Raw genomic sequence first — 21303 nt, 5'->3', positions numbered from 1 at the left:
ATGCTCAATTATCGTTCCAAGATATAATATTAATTCCAAACTGTAAAGAAGCATAGTGACTATCGGCAATGTTCCGGTAACTCATCAGGTTGTCTCCCATGATGTAAAAATTTACAGACCCTGCTTGAAGATTAAGGCCTAAGCCAACATTTGTCCATGAATACTTGTCAATTGTGTAGGTACCTTTAAGCGACAAAACCCTTCCGAACCTCCTTTGGTAAAATCCGGTTAATGCATATTGAATTTCCCGTGGTCTTTTTATCATAAAAAGTTGCCCTCCAACACTATTTCTATAAAAACCTTCAGTTCTTCTTCCTTGCTTGTTGACCGCACAACCACAATTTTCAAAGCTAGACTCTCCCCCCTCCCCGAAATCATACCGAATTGAACCGTAAACTTTCACTGGCCTTAAGGAAATGTAGGTTGATTCATTTTCTTCATAAGGCAGGGATTCTTCTATATCGTCCACCAGTTCTTGCCAAAGGTCATTATCCACATTATTGATGTCTTCCGGCAAGAAAACTGTCACACCTTCAGTACTTGCGTTCCCTCTAAGGGTATAATTTTTAACATCTTTTGAGTTGTTCATAAAGCCAATATCCAGCATACTTCCGGTAATGGTCAGTTGTGGGTCTGGATTATAGCTAAAGCCCAGATCCATTCCTAAACCTAGATTACCTCCCAAAAATGCTCTCTTTGAAAAAAGCCTGGTCAACTCTTTCCCTTCACCAGACTCATTCTCATCCAGAATATCGAAGACAGGTTCTATTCCTGCCGTCTGCAATTGCATATCAGCCACAATGGAACTCACATAAATATTGTTTTGCCCTTGGGTGGTAATAAAAGACCCGGTATTTTGTATGGATTGGAACTGATACACGCCCGAGTACAACTTGGCCCGAGCACCCACGGTCAATACATTGCTTAATTTCCTATTGATGCCAAAATGGAAGACACTGGCCATTTCCCCTCTCAAGCTCAAATCTCCCAAATCAAAACTTCTTCCAATATTGTTCCCACCATTGCCCTCAAAGGCCAACAAAGCCAAATCCTTGGGCCAATACACAACAACGTCATTCTCCAAATACATTCCAAAACTGTAGTAATCATCCGGTCTGTTACGTCCCCTAAAACCAATATTCAGCAATTCAATCTGGACGGTTGAGCTAAAATCATCCCTCCTCGTCATGGCATCCAACACACGCTCCCTTACCTTAGTGGTAAAATCTATCCCATCGTTTGCAAATAGATCGTTAACGGTAACACCGCTTGTTCCCGCCTGAAGAGACAATCCGGAAAGCACTGGAATCCCAGCATGCCATTTTTCACTGGTCTTCACTCCGGGATTTAGCATCAAAGATTGTGGAATCTCATAAAAATCGTAAAGTATTTGCTTGTTTTGGCCATACAGGTAGCCAACTCCCATCAAAATAAAAGTACAGAACAACCGCTTTAACCTCATTTCAATTGGAATAAGAATTCTGCTGCGGTCCGCAAGATTACTTTAGGTTCTGGGTCGGAAGATATGCTTGTGGAGTCACTTAAGTTACTTGCCGCAACCCGAATGCTCGATGTTTCCCTTAAGATATTTAGATTTTTTCCGGTAGGTCCATAATCTACCTCCCGCATAAAAGTTGTTGGTTGATTTGGTTGAACATCGAATGATTCCACATCCAACACATTATTTGCTGCATCCAAAAACTCAATGGTAATGGCCAATTGCTTGCTAGTGGTGTTGTCAATTTCATAGAAAAGCGTGCCCTCCAAAAGGTTTTCAGATACAAATTGCTCATTGAAAGCATCAAAATTGATAGTTTGAACGTAAAAATTCCCTAGCCCACCAACTGCATTAATAGTGGCTTCATCCGACTCTAAATAAATAAGACTTGAAGCTACTAGAGGGGTTATCTGAAGGTCATTGAACTGATTGAAATCCTGCTCCTCCGTACAAGAACAAAATATCAGTGGAACTAAAATAAATGCCAAAAGTAAACGGCCAAGGAATCCTTTCATAGATCAAAAACATTTTCATATAGAACAATGGGGGCTTGCCGCACCCTACCATAACTCTATAAAATGTTTTTTATTTCAATGAGATTGTTAATTGTATGGCATTCGCCGTGGTCAGATTCTTTGTTGGAATTAAAGTGCAATACCTGCATCCTTGCTGTTTTCGCCCCAAGGATATCAGCCTCAAAACTATCCCCAATCATTAGGGTGTGCACGGGGTCAACATTGGCCTTGTTCAGTGCCAACTCAAAAATATAGGGATGCGGTTTCTTTACCCCAGCCATTTCTGAATTAATAATTTGATCAAAAAAGTGATGAATATTGCTTCCCTTAAGTTTTTTCTCTTGAACTTCCTGAAAACCATTTGTAATGATGTGCAATCTATACTTGGGCAATAAATACTCCAAAATCGTAACTGTATGGGGCATAAGATGAGTAAACGAAGGAAGGTGGGCTATGTATTCGAGCGACAAGTCATGGATGAGATCATCTGAAACGGTTGTCCCAACGGCATCAAATGTTCGTCTTAATCTTTGAAAACGCAACTCAGATTTTTCAATTCTATTTTCACGATATAGCTTCCAATACTCTAGGTTGATGGGAACATAAACCTCTAAAAAATCTTCCAGTTTCACCGATACATTGTTTTCTTGGAAAATCTTTTCGAAAGTAAGGGCCGAATTCTTTTCAAAGTCCCATAAGGTATGGTCCAAATCAAAAAAAACATCAGTAATTGGGTGTTCAAACATAATATCGTCTCAAAAAGGATTGATACATTTCCATCCAATCGATTTTATGATCGGACCCTAACAGTTCATTGGAAAAAACTATGACCAAATTTCCATTCACTTGCTTTACCCATTGATACACCTTGTCCATTTTTTCAAAAACCTCCTCTTTGTTGCCATAATTCATCAAGGCATAATCGTGTACCGTAAACGGGTGTACTTTTAAGGGTTGACGCACTTCCATGTTGATATCATAAAAGTGAAAGGGAGTACAGGTTCCCGCCCTAAAACCAATCTCATGGGTGTATCCCATGGAAAAATCATCTGTAAACTCAGTTTCAACAAGATTTCTGTAGGTTGTGGGCACACTTACCCTATTATAGCGGAGCCTAGAATAGTTGATGGGTTTGTTGATTAGATTTCCCAATTGTTTCTTTTCCTCTTTTAACACAGATTTATTGGTTGAGGACAGAAACGATGTGCTCAATGAAACCACACTATAATCTGCCACCGACTTTATCAGATATCTAAACTTATTGTTATTGGGAGATATGTTTTTATCATGGGCAGAATGCTTGGCAAATTGAAAAAAGAACATAGTCTTGATGGGCAGTTTCTTGTGGATTTCCACCAATTCATAAAAATTATCATAGGGATCTTTGCTAAAGCCAAGCAATACCGAAAAGCGTTTAACAATGTTTTTCAGTCTAAAACTGCCCAAATCTATAAACACACCTCCAAGACTCCTCACAAAACCACGCATGGCATAACAGTGCGAAGTGGTCACATTTATAATCGATGTGAAACTATATGACCGCTCACTTGCACCAATATCTGGAAATCTTTCTTTTAGGGCATCAAGCAACTTATAGGCCCATAAATCTACCACGGGGAGTTCCAAAAAATTGTTCTGATAGGCCAAGCTTTCCTTTACCGGAAACCTTCCCACACTATCCTTTACATGGGGTAAGTATTCCTCATACCTGCTCAAAAGAAAGAAACTGGCCGAGAAAATATCGAAGGGGATTGAACTTTTCTCCCCTGATGAAAAAAAACAGGGCACTCCATCCCATTCTGAAACCTTGATTTCCAAGTCATTGATTCCTTGTTCAAAAAGAAGGTCATTGCTTCTTATGAAAAACTCGTTCTGTAAGGGTTGTTTGGAATAGGTAATCTTGGGACCAGAGTGTTTAATAAAATCTTCCACTTTGGTCGTGAATGAGATATCTATCCCCAATATCTTTTCAAATACCTGCCTTGCCGTATAGGTAAGTCTGTTGGTAACTTTATGGGTGAATATCAATAACATGTATTGCAATGATTACAAAATTCCTTGATCGGCAAAACTAAAATAGTGATGTTGTGCCAAAACCAGATGATCCAACACCTTAATATCCAAGGCCTCTGAAGCCTTTCTTAACTTTTGTGTAATCTCTTTGTCCGCTGCACTGGGTTTTAATGTTCCAGACGGATGGTTATGGGCCAAAATAATCCCTACAGCCCCAAGTTCCAAGGCTTGCTTTAGTACCAGCCGTACATCTACCAAGGTTCCGGTTATACCCCCTTTGCTCAATTGGGACTTTTGAATGACCTTGTTTGAATTGTTGAGGTACACAATCCAGAACTCCTCATGCTGCAACTCTCCCATTAGTGGGTAAAGTAGTTCAAAAGCATCCCTACTTCCCGAAATTTTGGTAATCTTCGTTGTATCCTGCATTCTTCTTCGCCTACCCACTTCCAAAGCGGCTGCAATGGTAACAGCTTTGGCTTCGCCTATGCCTTTGAACTTCATCAATTGGTTTACCGAAAGCTTTCCCATTTCACTCAAATTATGGTCAACGGAGGCCAATATCCGTTTAGATAATTCCACCGCACTCTCATTTCTGTTTCCAGAACCTATGAGAATGGCGACCAACTCTGCATCTGACAAAACAAAACTGCCCTTGTGCCTCAATTTTTCCCTGGGCTTGTCATCATCCGCCCAATTTTTGATTGATAAGGAAACCATTTTTTCTTGCATCCTCTAAAGATAGGAGATTAAATTTATGTAATTTTCAAGGTAAATAGTACACTATGAAATCTTTGTTCAACACTGAGGTCCATGCTGAAATCTTATCTCGAATAAATCAACTTTCCGAGTCCACCCAGAGGCAATGGGGCAAAATGGAGGTTGGACAAATGTTGCACCATTGTCAGTTTCCCCTAAAAGTGGCTTTGGGTAAACTTACAATAAAAAAACCTAATCCTTTTATGAAATTAATTTACAGCGGTTTTAAAAAAAGCATGTACAGCGATAAACTTTGGAAACATAATTTACCAACCGCCCCTGGATTTGTGGTTACTGAGCCAAAAGAATTTGTTCAAGAAAAGGAAAAGCTGGTAAGCCTAGTCAATGATTTTTATGGTGAAAGAGAAAAAGAAGTATGGGGCAGACACCCTGCCTTTGGAGACCTTACGAATGAACAATGGGGACAAATGCAGTACAAACATTTGGACCACCATTTACGGCAATTTGGGGTTTAATCTTTTTGAACAGCTCGTTTTATTTTTTCAAAATCCAATCCTCCGTAATCCCCCGAACTCATCAGAAGCAATACTGAATCAGAAAAATTCTGACCATAAAGGTACTCTTGAAAAGAATTGGAATCTGTAAAAATGTTGATATCACTCCTATTTAGGGCCTTACCTATTTGCTCAGCAGTCACTTCTTCCAGCCCTTTGATCTTAACCGTCTCTGGGTCGTAAAATACCACTGCTTCATCCGCTGCATCCAAAGCCCCATCATACTCCTTAAGGAATTCGGCATTTAAACTACTATAGGTATGCAACTCCAAACAAGCAATCAATCTTTGTCTTGGGTACTGCTCCCTAACCGCCATTGTTGTTGCCTTCACCTTGCTGGGCGCATGGGCAAAATCCTTAAAAATAAGACTATTGGTTCCTTCCGCAATTTTTTGTAACCGCTTTGCAGCACCCTTAAAAGAGGCTATGGCCTCATAAAAGTCGGCCTCATCCACGCCCATTTGTTGGCAAATCCATTTGGCACCTGCCAAATTGTTCAAATTATGTGCTCCAAATATTTCCAAAGGCATATCCCCCTCTGGTGTTTCGAGCATGGTTACACCTTCTAAAATAGTATGATCGGGAGTAGTGTACGGAAATTTACGGATAGTATTCTCTGAAGCTTCTACTATTCCTTTAAGCGTTTCATCTTCAATATTATAGGTTATACTTCCGCCGTTCACGATGCTATCCACAAATATTTGGAATTGCTCCACATAAGTATCAAAAGTGGTAAACACGTTGATATGATCCCATGCAATCCCACTCAAAAGGGCAATATTTGGTTTGTACAAATGAAACTTTGGTCTTCGATCTATAGCAGATGAAAGGTATTCGTCCCCTTCCAAAACAATAAACTCATTGGTTTCGGTTAGGTGAACCATACGATCAAAACCATCTAATTGAGCTCCAACCATATAATCCACTTCGATATCGTGGTACTGGAGCACATGCAAAATCATGGAAGTAATCGTGGTCTTGCCATGACTCCCCCCTATCACAACCCGAGTCTTGTATTTTGACCTTTCGTATAAATACTCAGGATAGGAATAAATTTTCAATCCCAGTTCTTGGGCTTTAAGCAGCTCGGGGTTGTCTTTTTTGGCATGCATTCCCAGAATAACAGCATCCAATTGACCATGGATTTTATCCGGAAACCATCCAAACTCTTCCGGTAATAAATCCTGAGCCTTCAACCTACTTTTGGAGGGTTCATAAATGATGTCGTCACTTCCCGTGATGACATCCCCGGTTTCCTTCAACGCCAAGGCCAAATTGTGCATGGCACTACCTCCAATAGCTATAAAGTGTATTTCCATCAAATCAATTTAACATTCAAAAATAGCCATTGATAAAGTCAATACAAACAATCAAGTCACCTTATTAATTTCTATCTTGAGGAAAAATTGAAAAGATGAACCTATCCAAAATCCAATCCAAGGAGATTATGCCAGGATACCATGGAAAATTAGTGCATGGCAATGCCATATCATGGGCCTTTTGGAATGTTGAAAAAGATGCCATTGTTCCGGAACACCGACATATACATGAACAGATCATGCATGTAGTGGAAGGAGAATTTGAATTCACTCTTAACGGGGATACAAAGGTCTATTACCCTGGGGATGTGGTCGTAATTCCGTCCAATATACCCCACAGTGGCAGAGCACTCACCTCTTGCAAATTAATGGATGTCTTTAGCCCGGTTCGGGAAGAATACAAATAAAATGAACATAACACTAAAAGGAAAAACCGCCCTTGTTGGTGGTAGCAGTAAAGGAATTGGCAAGGCCATTGCACTTCAGTTGGCTGCCAGTGGGGCAAGTGTAACCGTAATGGCCCGGAATGAAAATGATCTTAAAACCGTTGTTTCCCAAATGGATACAACACAAGGGCAAAAACACAGTTATTTGCTGGTGGATTTTTCAAATTTCACCTCTTTGAATAAGGTATTGACCCAATTTTTCAAAGAAAATACGATAGATGTTTTGGTCAATAACACCCAAGGGCCAGAAGGAGGTGGAGCTTTGGAAAAAAAGGTGACCGATTACCAACAGGCCTTTGACCTACTCTTTAAATCTGTGGTTCTTACCACAGAACTGGCTTTACAACATATGCAGGAAAACCAATGGGGCAGAATCATCAATGTGGCTTCCATTTCAGTAAAGGAACCTCTTAATTACCTTGCCCTTTCCAATTCCATTAGGGCCGCTGTGGTAACATGGGCCAAAAGCTTGTCCGTGGATGTGGGGAAAGACAATATAACCGTGAACAATGTGCTCACCGGATATTTTGACACCGATAGGATTGCCTCATTGAACGCCAAAAAAGCCGAAAAAATGGGAGTTTCCCAGGAAGACGTTCGAGGAGAAATGGAAGCAAGGGTTCCTGCAGGGCGAATTGGCAATCCAGAAGAGTATGGTTTTTTAGTGACCTTTTTGGCATCGGACAAAGCTGCCTATATCAATGGGATCAACATTCCTATTGATGGTGGTCTTTTAAAATCCCTATGAGAAAATTTTTATTTATAACAAAATATTTTTCGTGTTAAATTATCATATGCGTAATTTTTAGCTACTTTTATTGTTCAACCAATAAAAAGCAAACCTATGAATTCAAAAGTTTTTTTGGTAGTTCGAATACTTTTAGGGCTTTTCGTCTTAGTATTCGGACTTAACAAGTTCCTCAATTTTATGCCGCCTCAAGGTGAAATGCCCGAAGCTGTAATGAACTATTTTGGTGCGGTTTCATCAACCCATACCATTAAATTGGTAGCCATCGTTGAGATTTTGGCAGGCCTTGCCTTTATTCTTAACAAATATGGAGCACTTATGGCTGTGATATTGATGAGCGTATCTGTCAATGCCGTACTCTTCCATGCTACTTTGGCCCCTGCTGGCATAGGACCTGCATTGGGTCTTTTGATCTTGAATATTTTGGTGTTGATCGGCTATAAGGATAGGTATAAAGACCTTCTACGGCCTTAATACGTAATTTGTCATATCGAGCGGAGTTGAGGCACATTGCCCAAACCCTGATTCCTAGGACTCTCAGCTCCGCTTGAAATGACATTCCCTACCACTTCCATAAAAATGGAATTCCTGCTCGCTTTCTGATTATAAACTCATACGGTCTTTAAAAATATAGGATTGCCTTCGGGAAACTTCCACTTCGTCTCCATTCTGCATGGTAAGTTTAAGTTTACCATTAAACCAAGGCACTACATTTTTAATGAAATTGGTATTTACTATTTGTTGCCGATTAGCTCTAAAAAAAGACTCTTCGGGAAGCTTTTCCTCTACTTGATTCAACGATTTGTATAGCAATGGTTTTTTATCCTCAAAAAAAACGCGGGTATAATTCCCCACAATCTCAAAATGGGAAATATCCCCAATCTTCACCAACCAACATGAGTCGCCATCCTTGATGAAAATCTGACTGTTTCTGGTCAGTTTTTTTGAATTTCCCATTCCTTCTTGAACCGACTCCAATTTTCCCCTTACTTTCTCCATGGCCATACCAAAGCGCTTTTCACTCACGGGTTTCAGTAAATAATCCAAGGCGTTGTACTCAAACGATTTTATGGCATATTCATCAAAAGCCGTGGTGAAAATGGTAATGGGGACTTCATCCAGCATCTCCAAAAGTTCAAAACCGTCCTTTTCGGGCATGTTGATGTCCAAGAACAAAAGGTCGGGTAAGGTACTTTGGATAAGATCAAACCCTGCATCAACATTTTCAGCTTCACCAAGGAGTTCTATGTCATGGTATTTTTTGATGAGCTCCTTCAACTCATTTCGGGCCAATCTTGAATCTTCAACAATAACCGCCCTTATTTTCATGCCAATGGTATTTTTATGGTGGCCACCACCTCGTTTGAAATTTCATTCAAATTAAAGGAAGCTCTATCGGCGTACAGTAGATTTAAACGCTGTTGAATATTTTTTAAACCCAGTTGGGTAGAATCTTCAGCAATTTTTAGTTTGCCCGTATTCCGGACCTCTATCACCAGATGTTCTTTTTCTTTTTTGATATTCAACATTATGACCCCTCCTTTTTTAAGGTTGGAAATACCGTGCTTGATGGCATTCTCCACCAATAGTTGTATGACCATGGGCGGAATCTGCAAATCCAACGTGTCATCCCCCAAATTTTTAAAGAATTCCAAGCGGTTTTCAAATTGGATTTTGGATAGGTCGATATAATTATCCACCATTTCCAATTCTTCCCGTACAGAAATGGCATTGCTACTGTTCTGCGTAAGTGAGAATCGTAAAATTTCGGAAAGCTTGGTGAGCATCTCCCGGGATTTTTCCACATCTTCCAACATCAATCCCCTTATATTGTTGAGGCTATTGAACATAAAGTGAGGATTTATCTGGCCCTTCAGGGTGTTCAGTTGTGCTTGTTTTAGATGCGTGTTCAGTTCTAAACGCTCTATTCGGTCCCGATTAAGTTTAAGGAGCAACTTGATCACCAAATAGGTCACCGTCCATGCCCCAATAAGAAATAGTGAATTGAGCACTTGCACCCCAACATTGTCATGATACTTGAACATTTGGAGTTCTGAAGGGGTCAACGCTGGGCCAAACTCAACATACACATACCCAAAAACGAAGTTTAAACCACCAAACAATGTGGCCGCTATCATATAGGAAACCAAAATCTTCACAAACTCCTTAACTCCAAATGCGTCAAACTGTACCGCTCTTTTTAGGTACAAACGCAGCATAGCAGTCGCAAAAACACCCAGTATCGTACCCATGACCACCGAGTATACAAGTAGGGATATGCTGATTTGTTTCACCACAAAAACAGAAACCAGATTGATGAAACCCCATCCCAAAATCTGTAAGGTCCAAAAAGCGTACTCGCGTTTTTTACTGCTCAATTCCATGAATGCTATCAACGGTATTATAAATATACTTTAAGGAATTTAACCCAATGGAGTCCAATTTATTGATTTTGCGGTTGTTTTTTCCAGAAAGATCTACAACATGATTTGCCGCTATTTAAAAATGCCACCCACATTAACGTCATCCCTGTATAAAAGAATACAAAGTACGAATCATATTCCCACCCATTGAATTTTCCATAAAGCCCTATTGAAGTCCCAATGATTCCCATGACCAAAATAGCTTTCTGCGTTGTACTCAATTTTCTCATTGTTTGATTTTTCAAAAGGTTCACGATTATTTTTTACAGGAAGATGTCTACCAATAAGTCCATCATCAATCGTACAAGTGCTATCATTGCTTTCTGCTTTTGAGATTTTATACAAGGCTAAAATACAGGGCTTTCCAGTAGTGCACACCTGAATTATGGGCAGTGGTAAAAAAGACACAGTGAACGGCAACCTTAACTCCCATAAAGTTCCAACAAACAAAAAAGGAGCTTAAAAAGCTCCTTTTTAATTGAGAATCAGTCCTATAAATCAATCCTTCAACGGTTGAGGTATCTCCTGTTGTCCCAAATGTTTGGCATAAAAGCCCATCATGGCCTTATAGAGTTCGATACGGTTCTCCTCCTTACCAAATCCGTGGCCTTCATCATATTTTACCATATAGGGTACGTCATAGCCCTTACCTCTTAGTGCACTCACAATTTGGTCTGATTCATCTATATTGACCCTAGGGTCGTTTGCCCCCTGCACCACGAACAAAGGTTTTTTCATTTTATCTATCTGATATACTGGAGAAACCTCTTCCATAATTTTCTTTTCTTCTGGAACGTCCTCATCATACCATATTTCCTTAATGATTTTTAAGTACGGTTTCCAATACGGAGGAATAGTCTTCATGAAAGTGAACAAATTGGATACTCCTACATAATCCACACCACAAGCGTAGAGATCCGGTGTCTTGGTCAAACCCCTTAACACGGCATACCCTCCATGACTACCTCCATAAATTGCGGCCTTGTTAGGGTCTACCCAACCTTGGTCCACTACATATTGCAATCCATCCTCCACGTCATCCATGGCTTTTCTTCCAATCTGTTTAAAGCCAGATTCCAAGAACTCCCTACCGTACCCCCCAGAAATCCTAAAATTCACCTGTAATGTGGCATAGCCCCTACTGGCAAACAATTGTGCTTCCGGATTAAAGCCCCAAGAATCCCGGATGCCTTGCGGTCCACCATGTGGGTTGACAATAACAGGTACCTTTTGACCTGCCAAAGCTGCTTTGGGCAAGGTGATATATCCATGCAGGGTAATACCATCCCTGCTGGTGAAGGTTATGGGACGCATTTCGGCCATATCCTCTTTTTTTAACTGCGGCATGGTATTGTACAACTCGGTAAGCTCATCCTTGGCCACATTGTACGCATAGTACATGCCATACACCCGGTCGCTGTCCACATAAAGCATATACAGGTTTTCGTCCTCAGTACTGTCCAATATACTGTACTGCATTCCGGGAAGTTCTTGCTTTACGCGAGCATCCAGTTTTTTAAAGACCTCGCTTACTGGGACTACCACACTTTTTTCTCCTTCGTACGTAAAATAATCCACTTCATAGTTTCTGGTTCTGGACAGCCCCATATTCTGCACATCGTAATGATCATTAAAAAAGACCTTCTTTATGGCTTTGTTCTCCTTAAGATCAAACAGCTGTACTTCCGCTTTATCATTGTCTAGATTGGAAACCACGTAAGCATCATGAGGATATTCTGTTGCATAGTTAAAGCTGGTGATGAAAAAGTTATCCTTCCAATTCAGCTGTTTCAAGACTTGGAAACCGCCATTGCCATCCTCATAATAGGTATCCTGTTCCACTCCATCCCGAAGGCGCGTAAACCCTTTGAGCTTTCCGTTTCTATCAAAATCATATCCCAAAATAGGATTGGCCGGGTCATCATTGGTATATAGTTGGGTCAATTCCCCTGTGACCACATTCAGCTTGAAGGGCTCAAAGACCTGGGCATTGTTCTTGTTCATGGAAACAATGATATGCTCTTTATCATCCCGTAACAACTCCGTGAAATCTGCCCTTACACCATCAAAGGGAGTCAAGTCCTTCAAGTTGCCCCCATCCAAATCCACTGCATAAATATGGTAGTTTTCATTGCCTCCCTTATCCATGGAAAAGTATAGCCTAGTATTGTTTAACCATCCATAAATCCTTACAAGTTCTTCCTTTTCCTCAATGGCTTTTTTTACCTCATTGGTTTCTAAATTTTTGACGTAAATGTGGCGTTTACCATTCTCATCGCTTTCCCGGTAGGACAAGTATTTTCCATCCGGGGAAAATCGAAACGTAAACCCCTTGGGATTGCCAAAATAATCTTCTACCGTGTACCGATAATCTCCTTGGTCCAATGCGGCCAAGGAAACCAATTCGTCATGGGAACTGGCCAAAGTGGTATCGCCAGGTTTTTCTTGGGCATGAAGGGCAACTCCCAAAAACATAAATAGGGAAACCCCACAGGCCCATTTGATCCTTTGTGTTGTTTTCATACGTGTTGAATTAAGTGTTTGTTTTGAAAAAATGATGTTATAACAAATTAGACTGTCCGTATCTTTCTTTGTTACAAAAACCAACAAAAAACTGATAATCAACCGGAAACATCCAATTACAAGGTTGACTGCAATCTTGTCCTTACTTTGTTTCTGGGGGAAACTTTGACAATGTTTTTTTGACCAGGGCCCTCAATCTTTCTTCGCGAACGCTGGGGGAAGCGTTGTCTCGATAGCCACTTTCAGTGGAGGCTTGCCAGAACAGCGCATCACGTTGTGCATCCACAAAATCAAACAGAATATGACGCTGTATTCCAGAATTTCCAATGGGCAATCCAACGGAAACTCCGCCACCCACATTTCTTCCCGTGCCACCAATACCAACACCTACGGCGTTGTTGGAAGGACTACGAAATTCACTGCTTTGAATGTTGATGAAAAAATCGGGTTCCTCGGCCAAACGATATCCTTTTATTTGCAAGGTGGAATCCAAAATCCGAATGAGACGCTTTTCGTCCAATTGGGTCAAGCCCGAATTCAAATCGGAAAAATAATTGTAGGTGGTATAGCTCGTAAAGTCCGCTCCCCTATCGTAATCGTAATTGACCCGAATGGAGACACAAGAGGCCAATAGGCAACACAGCACAATAATCCATAGGTTTCGCATGGCAGATAAATCTGGATTACTTAAAAATAAGGATTATTTGGCTTAGGTGGGAGAACAGGTGCCTTTATTCGTTCAATAGCGCCCAGAGCTTATCCTTAAGCTTCTGAATGCCCAATTGGCTTACTGATGAGATAAATAGATAATCAACATCCTTAAAGTCGGGTTCCATTTCCTCTCGCATTTCCTCAATGAGCTCCTCATCCAACATATCGCATTTGGAAATGGCCACGATGCGCTGTTTGTCCAACAACTCTGGATTGTACCGTCTCAGCTCATCCAAAAGAATGGCATATTCCTGACTGATGTCCTTGCTGTCTGCCGGGATCAAAAAAAGTAAGGTGGCGTTGCGTTCAATATGACGCAGAAAATAGTGGCCTAGACCTTTGCCTTCGGCCGCACCTTCAATAATTCCGGGAATATCGGCCATGACATAACTCTGGAAATCCCGATGCTCCACAATGCCCAAATTGGGTTTTAAGGTGGTAAACTCGTAATTGGCAATCTTGGGCTTTGCCGAAGTCATCACGGACAATAATGTGGATTTCCCGGCATTGGGGAATCCCACAAGGCCCACATCGGCCAAAACTTTAAGTTCCAAGGTCAAATGCGCCTCCTGTCCTGGAATTCCAGGTTGGGCATATCTTGGAGTTTGGTTCGTCGGGCTTTTAAAATGCCAATTGCCACGACCTCCAATACCACCTTCCAAGACAATCTTCTCTTCTTGGTCCTCGGTAATCTCAAAAAGAACGGCATTGGTCTCGGTATCTCGTATCACCGTCCCGAGGGGAACTTCCAAATAAGTATCGGCCCCATCGGCGCCGGTACTCCTATTTTTACTGCCATGCTCCCCATGACCTGCCTTAAAATGTTTTTTGAACTTATAATGGACCAACGTCCATAGGTTTTTGTTCCCCTTCACGATTACGTGGCCTCCACGGCCACCATCACCACCGTCCGGGCCTCCCTTGGCAACATACTTTTCCCGATGTAAATGCGCAGAACCCTTGCCTCCGTTCCCGGAAGATACATGCACTTTCACATAATCCACAAAATTGCCTTCGGTCATGTCAATGGTTTTTTTAGCAGAAAGGTGAAGGGTAAAATGTTACCTCCGTCTCAGTCCAAAGTATCTATTACCTTGCCCAAACGCTCGGTGATTTCTACAATGTCCCCAATTCCGTTTACGGAATGGAATTTCCCCTGTTTTTCATAATACGCTTTCAAAGGGGCCGTTTTTTCGTTGTATTCCTCAAAACGATTGCGGATTTTGCTCTCATCTTGATCATCGGAACGCCCACTGCTCTTTCCGCGCTCCAATAAACGGGCGATCAACACCTCATCATCGGCCTCTAGGGCAATAGTGGCATTTACCATCATATCCTTGGATTCCAAAAAGTTGTCCAAAGCTTCCGCCTGTGCAGCGGTTCGTGGAAAACCATCAAAAATAAAGCCTGACGCCTCTGGATTTTTCTCCACTTCGTCTTTTAGCATGTCAATGGTTACCTCATCAGGGACCAAATCGCCCTTATCGATATAGGATTTGGCCAACTTGCCCAATTCCGTTCCATTTTTAATGTTGTATCGGAACACATCCCCTGTGGAAATGTGTTTCAAATTGTACTTCTCTTTCAAGAACCCAGCCTGGGTTCCTTTTCCTGCTCCTGGCTTTCCAAAAAGCACTAGGTTGATCATATCTGCTTGGTTTAATTGGTATACTTCCCTTAAATTTCTGCCCATTTCATTGTAGTCCAAACCGTAACCCACAATAAAATTATCCGGGATTTCCAACCCTACATAATCAATGGCATATTCACCGTTGTAGATTTCGGACTTGTAAAAAAGGGCAGCAATTTTAAATTCCTTCACATTGGTCTGGGAAAACAGGTGCACCAATTGCTTCAATGTTCTTCCCGTGTCGACCACATCTTCCAAAATAATGACACTCTTTCCTTCCATGTCTTCTTGAACATCCAACAAGGTTTCCACAATCCCGGTGGAAGTCAATCCTTGATAGGAGCTCAACCGTACAAAAGAAACTTGGCAAGGGTGCTGATACGCCTTTAAAAAATCGGCCACAAACATAAAGGCTCCGTTGAGCACACCTACAAAAAGGGGTGTCTCATCCTTGTAGTCCTTGGCGATTTCCGCCGCCATTTTTTCTATGGCCGCAAGGATTTGTTCTTCCTTTAAGTAAGGTTTAAACAACTTGTTGTTTAGCTTGATCAACGTATCAGTATTTTGGTCAGGTTGGCAAAGATAGCATTTTTTGGGGGTGGTATGCCCAGCATCTTTCATCCCTTCAAGGAATTCATGTATTTTTGCAGTCATTCCAATTTAATGATCCATGGATTTTTTCTCTTCCAATTTTAAACTCGGTATTTTAGGGGGTGGGCAATTAGGCAAAATGATGCTCTACGAAACCCGAAAATGGGACATCTTTACCAAGGTCATGGATGCTTCACCCGAAGCGCCCTGTAAAATTGCTTGCAACGAGTTTGTGGAAGGTAGCCTTATGGATTTTGATGCTGTTTATAATTTCGGGAAGGACGTAGATGTCCTCACCATTGAAATTGAAAATGTGAATGTGGACGCCCTTGAAAAATTGGAACATGAAGGCAAAAAGGTCTATCCTCCGACCAAAGCCTTGCGTACCATCCAGAATAAAGCCACACAAAAACTATTCTATACGGACCACAATATCCCAACTGCGCCGTTCACGCGTTTCGCCTATACTTCTGAGATAGAAGACAGCATTTCCAACGGTGGCCTCCAACTTCCTTTTGTTTGGAAAAGTGCCCAGTTTGGATACGATGGCCAAGGTGTGAAGGTGGTCCGGAAAATAGAAGATTTAAACGGACTTCCCAATGTAGAGTGCATTGCCGAAAAAATGGTCAATTTTAAAAATGAATTGGCTGTAATCGTATCGCGAAACACCAAAGGTGAAGTAAAAACATATCCCGTGGTAGAGATGGAGTTTCACCCAGAGGCCAATCAGGTTGAATATGTTATCTGTCCGGCAAGAATTGAGGATTCCGTGGCGCAAAAGGCCACCGAGGTTGCCCTCAAAGTGGCCGAACATTTACAACCTGTAGGATTATTGGCCGTGGAACTGTTTCAAACGCAGGATGACCAAATTTTAGTCAACGAAGTAGCACCAAGACCTCATAACAGTGGACATTATAGTATTGAAGCCAGCTATACCAATCAATTTGAACAGCACATCCGGGCCATTTTAGGCCTACCTTTGGGAAAAACGGATAGTAAAGTGGCAGGAATCATGGTTAACTTGGTAGGTGCCGAAGGCCATACCGGGGATGTGGTCTATGAGAATATGGACACCATTTTGGAAATGGATGGGGTAACACCTCACATCTATGGAAAAAAACAGACCCGCCCGTTTCGAAAGATGGGCCATGTAACCATCGTAGACGAAGATATGGCCAGAGCCCGTGAAGTAGCCCAAAAAGTTAAAGAAACCATCAACGTTATAAGCAAATAAAAGTATGAGCAAAGTAGCCGTGATTATGGGAAGCACAAGCGACCTCCCCATTATGCAGGACGCCATCGATATTTTGAAAGAGTTCAATATTGAAGTGGATGTGGACATTGTCTCCGCACACAGAACTCCCGAAAAACTTTTTGATTTTGGCAAAAACGCCCATAAAAATGGATATTCGGTCATCATAGCCGGGGCTGGCGGAGCTGCGCACCTTCCGGGAATGGTGGCATCCTTGTCCCCTTTGCCAGTAATCGGAGTCCCTGTGAAAAGCAGTAACTCCATAGACGGGTGGGACTCTGTTCTCTCCATTTTACAGATGCCCGGAGGCGTTCCTGTAGCCACTGTGGCCTTAAATGGCGCAAAAAATGCTGGGATTTTGGCCGCTCAGATCATTGGGAGTTCAGACCAAGAAATTTTATCGAAAATGGTGGACTACAAACAAGGCCTCAAAGAAAAAGTAATCAAAGGAGCAGAAGAAGTTCGTAACATAAAATAAACCTACGCAGAAATGCCCAATAATAATCCTCTCTTGGAGCCCTTTGATCAAGCTCCATTTTCAAAAATCAAGAACGAACATTTTAAGCCTGCCTTCTTGGAGGCCATTGAAAGTGCCAAAAAAGAAATTGACGCCATTGTGGAAAACCCTGAAGCGCCCACCTTTGAAAACACTTTGGAGGCTTTGGATTTTTCAGGACAGCAGTTGGACAGGGTCTCCAGTGTTTTTTTCAATCTGAACTCCGCAGAAACCAATGATGAAATCCAAAAAATTGCGCAGGAGGTGTCTCCTTTATTGTCAGATTTCAGCAATGACATTACTTTGAACCAAGCACTTTTTGAACGCATCAAAACGGTTTATGGACAACGAGAGAACCTCTCCCTTACCCCTGAGCAACAGACCTTGCTGGAAAAACGCTATAAAAGTTTTAGCAGAAATGGAGCAAATCTCAATGAGGCGGATAAAAAGAGACTTAGGGAAATTGATGCCGAACTTTCCAAGTTAAAACTGAAATTCGGTGAAAATGTCCTTGCTGAAACCAACAAATATGAAATGTTGCTATCCAATGAGGAAGATTTAAAAGGTCTTCCTGAAGGTGCAAAGGAAGCCGCCGCACAATTGGCACAATCCAAAGACAAGGAAGGTTGGCTGATCACCTTGGACTATCCCAGTTATATTCCTTTTATGAAATATGCCGAAAATAGGACGTTGCGCAAAGAATTGTCCTTAGCCTTTGGCAGCAAGGGTTTCCATAATGATGCATTGGACAATCAGGAAAATGTGCTACAAATTGTAGCGCTCCGTCATGAACGTGCCAACCTGTTGGGCTATACCACACATGCCCATTTTGTCCTGGAAGAACGCATGGCCGAAACTCCTGAAAAGGTGTTGGAGTTCTTGAATGAACTTTTGGAGAAGGCTAAGCCTGCGGCAGAAAGGGAATTTGAAGAATTGGAGGCCTTTGCCAAAGAATTGGATGGTATTGACCATTTGGAAAAATGGGACAGCGCGTACTACTCTGAAAAGTTAAAGCAGAAACTGTTCAATTTGGATGATGAAAAATTGAAACCCTATTTTAAGCTGGAGAATGTAATCAGTGGGGTTTTTCAAGTTGCTGAAAAACTTTTCGGACTAACCTTCAAGGAGGTTTTTAATGTGGACAAATACCATGATGAGGTAAAGACCTATGAGGTTTATGATGATTCAGGCAATTTTGTTTCACTTTTCTATGCCGATTTCCATCCCCGTCCCGGGAAAAGAGGTGGGGCTTGGATGACCTCGTACAAGCCACAGTACACTCGCAACGGCAAAAATAGCCGCCCCCATGTCTCCAACGTATGTAATTTTACGAAGCCAACTTCTTCAAAACCTTCGTTGCTTACCTTCAATGAGGTGACCACTTTGTTCCATGAGTTTGGACATGCCCTTCATGGGATGTTGGCCAACACGATCTATCCTGGCCTTTCGGGAACTTCCGTGTATTGGGATTTTGTGGAACTCCCCAGTCAGGTAATGGAGAATTGGTGCTATGAAAAAGAGGCCTTGGAGCTTTTTGCCTTTCATTATGAGACAGGAGAGCTCATTCCCATGGATTTGGTGGAAAAAATAAAGGAATCTGCCACTTTTCAAGAGGGCATGGCCACTATTCGCCAATTGAGTTTTGGATTTTTGGACATGGCATGGCACGGTTCGGACCCATATAGCATCAAAGACGTAAAAGATTACGAAACAAAGGCTTTTGAAAGTACAGCCCTGTTCCCCGATACCCCTGAAACCTGCATGAGCACTTCTTTTTCCCATATTTTTCAAGGAGGATATTCTTCAGGGTATTACAGCTACAAGTGGGCTGAAGTTTTGGATGCAGATGCCTTTGCTTATTTCAAGGAAAAAGGCATTTTCAACAAAGAAATTGCCAATAGCTTCAAGGAACATGTGCTTTCTAAAGGAGGCACAGAGAATCCCATGGAACTGTACAAACGTTTTAGGGGATCCGAACCAAAAATTGATGCTTTACTGGAAAGAGCTGGTTTGATAAAAAAGGTTGGTTAATTTCCCATAGTATCGTTTTTAGTCCATCTTGGATTAAAGGGATGGCTCAATTACCATCAACAATTTTCTTTGGGATGTTTTGCAATAGATTATCTGTAAGATCATTGGACAAAATCCATTACTTTTGATACTTCAAACAAACTATGGCCGAACACAGACTTCATCCTGAGAATTGGGTAGACCACTATGCAGATTATCTGTTCAATTACGCCGTTGCGCGGGTAAGCGATGCAGAAATTGCCAAGGATCTGGTTCAGGAAACTTTTTTTGCCGGACTAAACTCAGCTAAAAATTATAAAGGTGATGCTGCAGAACGCACCTGGTTGATTGCCATTTTGAAACGCAAAGTCATTGACCATTACCGCAAGATCAATTCAAAAAAAGGAAAGGCAGAGGTACGGGTGAGCTATAGTTCTGATTCTGATTCCGAGGGAGACTGGTTGGAAGAACAAGTGGCCGACCCATTTAGCCAAGATGGCGATAACGTTCTGGAAAACGAAGAACTGGGATTTGCCATCCAAGAGTGTATTTCCAAACTACCTCGCAAACAGGCCCAGGTTTTTCAGATGAAAACCATCCAAGGGATGAGTACAGAAGATATTTGTAATGAACTGGACATTAATCCGTCCAACTTGTGGGTGATGATCCACAGAGCAAGAACGGCACTTATGGGTTGTTTAAATGATAATTGGTTTTAGTTATGAAGATTTCATGTGAAGAGGCGTCACATATCTGTACAAAATCGCAGTACAAGGAAGCTAGCTTTTGGGAAATCCTGAAGCTTCGCATACATATTCTGTATTGCAAGGCCTGTGCAAAATATTCAAAACAGAACGGCACGCTTACTTCCTTATGCGATAAAGCCGAACTAAATGTTCTTTCTGAAGAGGATAAAGAGTGCATGAAGAAGGATTTGGAAAAGCGACTCTAAAGGAATATATCCACTATCCAAAAAAGAGCCAACCACATCACTGGAATACCTTCTATCCAAAATGATGCAAAGTACCGTTTCATGATTCTCCTTTGCGAGGCAAGGATAAAAATTAAAACAAAGGTCATTGCCAATCTTAACCCTATCTCTTTAAGGTTGACTTCATCCCTTAAAAAGGTCAGCAAAAAGAAAGTAATGGCAAGGATCACTCCCAGTCTTTGGGTTTTCTCCACCCCTAAAACCTGTGGTAAAGTCCTTAAATCTTTATGGTCCCATTTTAGATCCCTGATTTCAAAGGGTAAAATCAACACCACCACTAAAATAAAACGCTGCAGAAACAAAACCCAGATATCCCAATCCAAAGATACTTTAGCATCCATAACAGGTAATAGTACTGTAAAACCTACCCATACCAAGGCCACAATAAAAATCTTGAACCCTCCCAAACTCCTTAAATTTTTCATGTTGGGAAGTAAGGGCACGGCATATAATGCAGAAATCACCCCTAAAATCAAGGTAGTTTCCCATATTTTAGAATCCAATTGAAGTAAAAAGTACATCGCAAAACCAAAGGACACAAAGCTGAAGGCCTGAATACCCCTGTGATAAGCATTGGAAACAATCAGGTATTTGTAGGCCTCTACCCCGTATTTTATAAAGTTGTAACAAACAATAACGCTAAAAAAAGTAAACCCCATGAGCGTACCGTCCCAGGACATCCCTAAAAGATAAAATGTGATTCCCATAAGTGAAATCACCGAAAGAGCTACATGGATACTGGCGTCCAGATAAAAATCAAAGATTGGTTTTAAGCCTCTCATTGTATAAAATAATAGCCCCAGGAACAAACGTTAACCAATGGTTAACAACTTTGGCAGGGCCACTTTCAAAATTGCCTATTT

General features: G+C 41.4%; 22 protein-coding genes. 9 read left to right on the top strand and 13 right to left on the bottom strand.

The window, feature by feature from the left end:
• Positions 1–4: 4 nt before the first annotated feature.
• Genes EZV76_RS05435 through radC form a run of 5 tightly spaced genes read right to left on the bottom strand, consistent with a single transcriptional unit; the run spans position 5 to position 4758 of the window.
• Positions 5–1462 (bottom strand): DUF5723 family protein, encoded by a 1458-nt coding sequence (locus tag EZV76_RS05435; protein ID WP_136565602.1) that lies wholly within the window; start codon positions 1460–1462, stop codon positions 5–7.
• Complete coding sequence (locus EZV76_RS05430) at positions 1459–2013, bottom strand: hypothetical protein (protein ID WP_136565601.1); 555 nt, start codon at positions 2011–2013, stop codon at positions 1459–1461. Before EZV76_RS05430 ends, EZV76_RS05435 begins: the two co-directional genes overlap by 4 nt.
• A gap of 56 nt (positions 2014–2069) precedes the next feature.
• The gene (locus EZV76_RS05425) at positions 2070–2759 is read right to left on the bottom strand and encodes a YjjG family noncanonical pyrimidine nucleotidase (protein ID WP_136565600.1); all 690 of its coding nucleotides are present in this window, start codon (positions 2757–2759) and stop codon (positions 2070–2072) included.
• Positions 2752–4047: a polysaccharide deacetylase family protein gene (locus EZV76_RS05420; protein WP_136565599.1), complete on the bottom strand. Its 1296-nt coding sequence runs from the start codon at positions 4045–4047 to the stop codon at positions 2752–2754. The genes EZV76_RS05425 and EZV76_RS05420 overlap by 8 nt, the downstream gene beginning before the upstream one ends.
• Positions 4048–4059: 12 nt before the next feature.
• On the bottom strand, positions 4060–4758 hold the full coding sequence (gene radC / locus EZV76_RS05415; RefSeq protein WP_136565598.1) for a RadC family protein: 699 nt from the start codon (positions 4756–4758) through the stop codon (positions 4060–4062).
• Between the two features lie 53 nt (positions 4759–4811).
• Between radC and EZV76_RS05410 the strand changes: the two genes are divergently transcribed.
• Positions 4812–5261: a DUF1569 domain-containing protein gene (locus tag EZV76_RS05410; protein ID WP_136565597.1), complete on the top strand. Its 450-nt coding sequence runs from the start codon at positions 4812–4814 to the stop codon at positions 5259–5261.
• On the opposite strand, the gene EZV76_RS05405 is transcribed toward EZV76_RS05410, so the two are convergent.
• Positions 5258–6619: a UDP-N-acetylmuramate--L-alanine ligase gene (locus tag EZV76_RS05405; protein ID WP_136565596.1), complete on the bottom strand. Its 1362-nt coding sequence runs from the start codon at positions 6617–6619 to the stop codon at positions 5258–5260. The genes EZV76_RS05410 and EZV76_RS05405 overlap by 4 nt on opposite strands.
• A gap of 95 nt (positions 6620–6714) precedes the next feature.
• On the opposite strand from EZV76_RS05405, the gene EZV76_RS05400 reads away from it, so the two are divergent.
• The 3 genes from EZV76_RS05400 to EZV76_RS05390 all read left to right on the top strand — a co-directional run bounded on the left by EZV76_RS05400 (position 6715) and on the right by EZV76_RS05390 (position 8287).
• The gene (locus tag EZV76_RS05400) at positions 6715–7026 is read left to right on the top strand and encodes a cupin domain-containing protein (protein WP_136565595.1); all 312 of its coding nucleotides are present in this window, start codon (positions 6715–6717) and stop codon (positions 7024–7026) included.
• A 1-nt stretch (position 7027) separates the two neighbouring features.
• Complete coding sequence (locus EZV76_RS05395; RefSeq protein WP_136565594.1) at positions 7028–7813, top strand: SDR family oxidoreductase; 786 nt, start codon at positions 7028–7030, stop codon at positions 7811–7813.
• Positions 7814–7909: 96 nt separating this feature from the next.
• Positions 7910–8287 (top strand): DoxX family membrane protein, encoded by a 378-nt coding sequence (locus EZV76_RS05390; RefSeq protein WP_136565593.1) that lies wholly within the window; start codon positions 7910–7912, stop codon positions 8285–8287.
• A 129-nt stretch (positions 8288–8416) separates the two neighbouring features.
• Here EZV76_RS05390 and EZV76_RS05385 read toward each other — a convergent pair whose 3' ends face one another.
• The 6 genes from EZV76_RS05385 to EZV76_RS05360 form a co-directional block, all read right to left on the bottom strand.
• Entirely contained in the window at positions 8417–9142 is a 726-nt protein-coding gene (locus EZV76_RS05385; protein WP_136565592.1) for a LytR/AlgR family response regulator transcription factor, read from the bottom strand.
• On the bottom strand, positions 9139–10197 hold the full coding sequence (locus tag EZV76_RS05380) for a sensor histidine kinase (protein ID WP_136565591.1): 1059 nt from the start codon (positions 10195–10197) through the stop codon (positions 9139–9141). The genes EZV76_RS05385 and EZV76_RS05380 overlap by 4 nt, the downstream gene beginning before the upstream one ends.
• Before the next feature lie 537 nt (positions 10198–10734).
• Entirely contained in the window at positions 10735–12759 is a 2025-nt protein-coding gene (locus EZV76_RS05375; protein WP_136565590.1) for a S9 family peptidase, read from the bottom strand.
• A gap of 142 nt (positions 12760–12901) precedes the next feature.
• Entirely contained in the window at positions 12902–13426 is a 525-nt protein-coding gene (locus EZV76_RS05370) for a DUF4136 domain-containing protein (protein ID WP_136565589.1), read from the bottom strand.
• A 64-nt stretch (positions 13427–13490) separates the two neighbouring features.
• Complete coding sequence (obgE, locus tag EZV76_RS05365) at positions 13491–14492, bottom strand: GTPase ObgE (protein ID WP_136565588.1); 1002 nt, start codon at positions 14490–14492, stop codon at positions 13491–13493.
• A gap of 50 nt (positions 14493–14542) precedes the next feature.
• Entirely contained in the window at positions 14543–15652 is a 1110-nt protein-coding gene (locus tag EZV76_RS05360) for an adenylate kinase (RefSeq protein WP_136565960.1), read from the bottom strand.
• A 118-nt stretch (positions 15653–15770) separates the two neighbouring features.
• Between EZV76_RS05360 and EZV76_RS05355 the strand changes: the two genes are divergently transcribed.
• From EZV76_RS05355 to EZV76_RS05335, 5 genes are all read left to right on the top strand, one after another.
• On the top strand, positions 15771–16925 hold the full coding sequence (locus EZV76_RS05355; protein WP_136565587.1) for a 5-(carboxyamino)imidazole ribonucleotide synthase: 1155 nt from the start codon (positions 15771–15773) through the stop codon (positions 16923–16925).
• A 4-nt stretch (positions 16926–16929) separates the two neighbouring features.
• Positions 16930–17421 carry a 5-(carboxyamino)imidazole ribonucleotide mutase gene (purE, locus tag EZV76_RS05350; RefSeq protein WP_136565586.1) on the top strand — a complete coding sequence of 164 codons (492 nt, stop codon included), beginning with the start codon at positions 16930–16932 and terminating at the stop codon, positions 17419–17421.
• A gap of 12 nt (positions 17422–17433) precedes the next feature.
• Entirely contained in the window at positions 17434–19470 is a 2037-nt protein-coding gene (locus EZV76_RS05345; protein WP_136565585.1) for a M3 family metallopeptidase, read from the top strand.
• A 143-nt stretch (positions 19471–19613) separates the two neighbouring features.
• Positions 19614–20168 (top strand): sigma-70 family RNA polymerase sigma factor, encoded by a 555-nt coding sequence (locus EZV76_RS05340; RefSeq protein ID WP_136565584.1) that lies wholly within the window; start codon positions 19614–19616, stop codon positions 20166–20168.
• A gap of 2 nt (positions 20169–20170) precedes the next feature.
• Positions 20171–20401, top strand: coding sequence for a hypothetical protein (locus EZV76_RS05335; protein WP_136565583.1), 231 nt, complete (start codon positions 20171–20173; stop codon positions 20399–20401).
• On the opposite strand, the gene EZV76_RS05330 is transcribed toward EZV76_RS05335, so the two are convergent.
• The gene (locus EZV76_RS05330) at positions 20398–21222 is read right to left on the bottom strand and encodes a UbiA prenyltransferase family protein (RefSeq protein ID WP_136565582.1); all 825 of its coding nucleotides are present in this window, start codon (positions 21220–21222) and stop codon (positions 20398–20400) included. The two genes, EZV76_RS05335 and EZV76_RS05330, sit on opposite strands and share 4 nt — an antisense overlap.
• Positions 21223–21303 lie beyond the last annotated feature (81 nt).

The sequence above is a fragment of the Flagellimonas alvinocaridis genome (assembly GCF_004916895.1).
GTDB lineage: Bacteria > Bacteroidota > Bacteroidia > Flavobacteriales > Flavobacteriaceae > Flagellimonas > Flagellimonas alvinocaridis.
Note: the sequence above shows the minus strand (reverse complement) of the source record. Positions and strands in the feature narration are given on the sequence as shown.